The organism is Streptomyces sp. WAC05292, from assembly GCF_003949955.1.
Taxonomy (GTDB): Bacteria; Actinomycetota; Actinomycetes; order Streptomycetales; family Streptomycetaceae; genus Streptomyces; species Streptomyces globosus.
Map to the genome: position 1 here is coordinate 1 of NZ_RPSE01000464.1, position 4,432 is coordinate 4,432.

Annotated in this window: 4 protein-coding genes; 2 read left to right on the forward strand and 2 right to left on the reverse strand. The window is 76.3% G+C overall.

The window, feature by feature from the left end:
- Window positions 1-80: 80 nt before the first annotated feature.
- A complete protein-coding gene (locus EF903_RS29265) occupies window positions 81-1,334 on the forward strand; it encodes an NAD(P)/FAD-dependent oxidoreductase (protein ID WP_125548022.1) in 1,254 nt (417 codons plus the stop codon).
- A 39-nt stretch (window positions 1,335-1,373) separates the two neighbouring features.
- On the opposite strand, the gene EF903_RS29270 is transcribed toward EF903_RS29265, so the two are convergent.
- Complete coding sequence (locus EF903_RS29270) at window positions 1,374-2,864, reverse strand: cryptochrome/photolyase family protein (protein ID WP_125548023.1); 1,491 nt, start codon at window positions 2,862-2,864, stop codon at window positions 1,374-1,376.
- A 278-nt stretch (window positions 2,865-3,142) separates the two neighbouring features.
- Window positions 3,143-3,664: a ricin-type beta-trefoil lectin domain protein gene (locus EF903_RS29275; protein ID WP_125548024.1), complete on the reverse strand. Its 522-nt coding sequence runs from the start codon at window positions 3,662-3,664 to the stop codon at window positions 3,143-3,145.
- A 294-nt stretch (window positions 3,665-3,958) separates the two neighbouring features.
- Here EF903_RS29275 and EF903_RS29280 point away from each other — a divergent pair.
- The coding region (locus tag EF903_RS29280) for a helix-turn-helix transcriptional regulator (RefSeq protein ID WP_148142599.1) at window positions 3,959-4,432 on the forward strand (474 nt) is incomplete at its 3' end.

A 4,432-nucleotide genomic window follows, 5' to 3' on the forward strand; every position in this document is an offset into this window, starting at 1 on the left:
CGCATCCGGGCCGGGCCGGCGGGCGGAATCCACGGTGAGCGGCCCGTACGGGCCGCACCGGCAGCGAAGGAGGTGGCACCGTGTCTTCATCCCCGGACACGTCGGACGTGCTGGTGGTGGGGGCGGGTCTCGCCGGGCTGGCGTGCGCCCGGGACCTGCTGGCCGCCGGTGTCGGCGTACGGGTGCTGGAGGCGGGCGACGCCGTCGGCGGCAGGATGCGCTCCGACCGGGTCGACGGCTTCACGGTGGACCGCGGCTTCCAGGTGTTCAACCCCTCCTACCCCCAGGTCCGCCGCCGGCTCCGGCCCGAGGAGCTCGGACTGCGTGCGTTCACCTCCGGCGTCCTCGTCCACAGCCCCTCCGGGCGGCTCCGCTTCGGCGACCCCCTCCGCCGCCCGCGCATCCTGCCCGACCTGCTCTCGGGCCGCCTGGCCGGCCCCCGCGACCTGGCCGCCCTCGGCCTGCTGTGCGCCCGCGACGCGCTGCTGCCCCCGGACCGGGCCAAACGCCTCCCGGACACCACCACCCGCACCGCGCTCGCCGACGCCGGAGTCTCCGACGACCTCGTCGAAGGGTTCTTCCGCCCGTTCCTGTCGGGGGTCTTCCTGGAGGACCGCCTGGAGACCTCGGCCAGGATGTTCCACCTCGTCTGGCGGAGCATGCTGCGCGGCAGCGCCTGCCTCCCCGACGGGGGCATCGGGGCGGTGCCGCAGGCCCTCGCAGCCGCCCTGCCCCCCGGCTCCGTGCAGCTGGAGAGCCCCGTGGCGGAGCTCACCGGCGACGGCGCGCTCACCGCCGCGGGCCGGGAGGTCCCCGCCCGCGCCGTCGTCGTCGCCACCGGCCCCGGGGCGCTCCCGTCACTGCTCCCCGAAGTCGCCCTGCCCGTCTACCGGGTCGTGACCACCTACTACCACGTCGCCCCCCGCAGCCCCCTGGGCGAGCCGACGCTCCTCGTCGACACCCGCCGCCGGTTCCTCAACACCTGCGTCCTCAGCGACGTCGCGCCCCGGTACGCCCCCGCCGGCCACGCCCTCGTCGCCACCTCCGTCCTCGGCGGGGACGCGGACGGCCGCGAGCGCGGGGTCCGGGCGGCGCTCGCCGAGGCGTACGGCACCGGGACCGGGGGCTGGGACCTGCTGGCCGCCCGCACCGTCGAGGACGCCCTGCCCGCCATGGCGCCGCCGCAACCGCTCACCCGCACCGCGCGCGTCGCCGCCGGCCGGTACGTGTGCGGGGACCACCGGGCCACCGGCTCCGTCCAGGGCGCGCTGGCCTCGGGTGCGCGGGCCGCCCGCGAGGTGCTGCGCGACCTGCGCCGCCGCGGCCCGCACTGAACACCCCCTCGGGCACGGCCGCCGGCGGCCGGCCCGAGGTCACGGCGGGTCGCCGCCCCGCTGCGCCTCCCCGCGCAGCACCTCCGCCAGGTCCGCCAGCCTGTCCAGGCCGCGGACCGGCTGCGCCATCCGCGGATTGCGCTCCAGACGGGCCCGGTGCCGGTGCAGGAAGGCCCAGTAGCCCGTGGTGTACGGGCAGGCCCGCTCGCCGACCCGGTCGCCGGGCCGGTAGGCGCACCCGCCGCACAGATCGCTCATCCGGTTCACGTAGGCCCCGCCGGACGTGTAGGGCTTGGTCGTCATGCGCCCGCCGTCGGCGTACTGCGACATGCCGACGACGTTGGGCACCATCACCCAGTCGTACCCGTCGACGAAGCAGCGGTGGAACCAGTCCGTGACGGCCTGCGGATCCCAGCCCCGCTGCAGCGCGTAACCGCCCAGCAGCATCAGCCGGGGAATGTGGTGCGTCCAGCCGGTGTCCCTCACCTGGGCGAGCGCCGTGCCCAGGCAGCGTGCCCGCACCGCGTCCGCGTCCAGCTCCAGGAACCACCGGGGAAGCGGCTCGCGGTGCCGCAGGGCGTTGCTGCTGCGGTAGTCCTCCCCGAAGTACCAGTAGAGCTGCCAGACGTACTCGCGCCATCCGGCGACCTGGCGGACGAACCCCTCCACACTGCCCACCGGAGCACGCCCCGCCCGCCACGCGTCCTCGGCCCGCTCCACGCACTCCGCCGGGTCCAGCAGGCCGAGGTTGAGCGATGACGACAGCAGGCTGTGGCTCATCACCGGATCCCCGGCCAGCATCGCGTCCTCGTGGGGACCGAACCCGGCGAGCCGGTGCCCGACGAAGCGGCGCAGCGCGGCCAGCGCCTCCCGCCGCGACGCGGGGAACCGGCGCGGACCGTCCCGGCCGACGAAGGAGACGGAGCCCTCCCGCTCCCAGCGGTCGAGGTCGTGGCGCACCTCCTCGTCGATGCCGTCCTCACGCGGCCGGTAGGGCGGCGGGGCGCCCAGGGTGCGCGCCCCCTTCGGAGGGGGCTCGCGGTTGTCGCGGTCGTGGTTCCAGCGGCCGCCGGCCGGGCGGTCGCCGTCCATCAGCAGGCCGTGCGAGCGCCGCACCCAGCGGTAGAAGTCCTCCTGCCGCAGCCGCCCGCCGCCGTGGCCCCCGGCCCAGGCGCGGAAGTCGTCGTGCGGGACGAGGAAGCCGCGCGCGGGCAGCACGGACACCGCGGGCAGCGACTGCACCAGCCGCAGCGCCGCGTACGACGTCGGGTGGTGCACTGTCACCGGGCCGTCCCCGACCGCCGTGCGCAGACCCTCCCGGTAGGTCTCCGCGCGCACGTACCGCACCCGGTCGCCGAGCTCCGCGGCCCGGTGCCGCATCGCCGACAGCACCAGGTGCGCCTTGGCCCGGTGGAAGCGGCGGCGCCGGAAGACCGAGCGGGCCTCGACCATCACGACCGGCACGTCGGCTCCGGCGGCCGCGAAGTGCGGCCCGAGCTGGTCGCCGAACAGCCAGTGGGGGACCGTCATGACAGCACTCCTCGCTCCGGGGCCCGGGCGCGCGGGCCTGCACGGCGTCCTTCGCCGCCGCGGCCCGCCCCGGATGCGGCACCGGGCCGATGGCCGACTCTGCCACGGGCGGGGCGCCGCACGCCGCAGGAGCGAGGGCATGTCCGGCACCCCGTACGGGCCGGGCGGCCGGCGCGGCCGCACCCTTCGGACCGGGCGCCCCTCACCCCCGGCCCGTCCGGTGCCCGTCCCGGCCCCGGCCCGGGTGGGGGCCGGGGCACGGGACGGGCGGCGGGCCGTCAGAGCCAGCTCTGCTGCGGGCTCTTGTTGCACTCCCACAGCTGGACCTTGCCGCCGTTGCGGTTCTCGCGGGTGTCCTGGTCCAGGCACTTGCCGTTGTACCGCGAGCGGATCGTGTTGTCGGGGCCGCGGTACCACTGCTGCTGCGGCTGGCCGTTGCACGTCCACAGCTGGACCTTGGCGCCGTTGTCGTTGATCGTGTTCGTGTCGGCGTCGAGGCACTTGTTGTTGTTGAAGTCCACCCTCAGAGCCCCGTTCGGCTCCAGGATCCACCGCTGGTTGGCGGCGTGGTTGCAGTCCCAGACCTGGGCCCGCCCCCCGTCGTTGTTGATGGTGTTGGTGTCTGCGTCCAGGCACCGGTTGCTGATCTGGACCCGGTAGGAGACCGCGGCGGCGGGCGCCGCGGCCGTCCGGGCGTCCTTCTCCGCGGCGCCCGCGGCTCCTTCCACGGCGGCCAGGGGGAGGAGCGTGAGCGCCACGCCGGCCGACAGGTTGCGGGCCGTGCGGATGTCGAAGCGCATGGTCGACGGACCTTTCTTTCGGGAACGGGCCGGCGGCGGGCATACCGGTGCCGCGCTGGAAACGCGGGGGGACGGGAGCCGCGTGCTTCACCTCACGGGGTGAACCGCCGACTGGATGCTCCGAGTTTGTGGCGGTCCGGGAGGTCCCGCAACGTTGTCCCGTTTGCTTCGCCCATGTCGGGATCCCTACCCTCCTGAACTGCCGGGACGGGCCCGTCCCGGGACAGGCGCGCCGCCGCGGGGGAACCCCCGGCGGGCAACTCGGCGATCTTCCACGGGGAAGCGGGGGCACGCATGAGCCACCTCGACGGCGCCGACCGGCACACCACGCCGGCCCGCCGGCTGGGGGAGGCCCTGCGGGCGCTCCAGCAGCGGTCCGGGATGACGCTCAGGGACCTGGAGCGCCGAGCCCTGGTCAGCGACTCCTCCCTCTCCCGCTACTTCCGCGGGTCGACGGTGCCGCCCTGGACCGTCGTACGGGACATCTGCCGGGCCATGGACACCGATCCGGCGGACTACCGAGCCCTGTGGGAGGCCGCCGACCGCACGCAGAACCGCCCGGAGCCCGGCCCGGCCGCCGCAGCGGAACCGGCCGCGGCCGCGGAACGGGCGGCGGTCCCGGACCCTGCCGCGGAGGGGAGGCCCGGTCCGCCGGCGCCGCGCCCGGCTCCTGACGACGCGCCGGCCGGCTCCCCGCCCCGGCCCCCGGAGCACCCCGGGCGGCCGGCCGCGTCCTGGCGCGGCAGGTGGACGGCGGCCGCCCGGGGT

Excerpts from the sequence above, each read along its gene's own strand:
- EF903_RS29270 (WP_125548023.1), bottom strand. The coding sequence starts at position 2,864 with ATGACGGTCCCCCACTGGCTGTTCGGCGACCAGCTCGGGCCGCACTTC.
- EF903_RS29275 (WP_125548024.1), bottom strand. The coding sequence starts at position 3,664 with ATGCGCTTCGACATCCGCACGGCCCGCAACCTGTCGGCCGGCGTGGCG.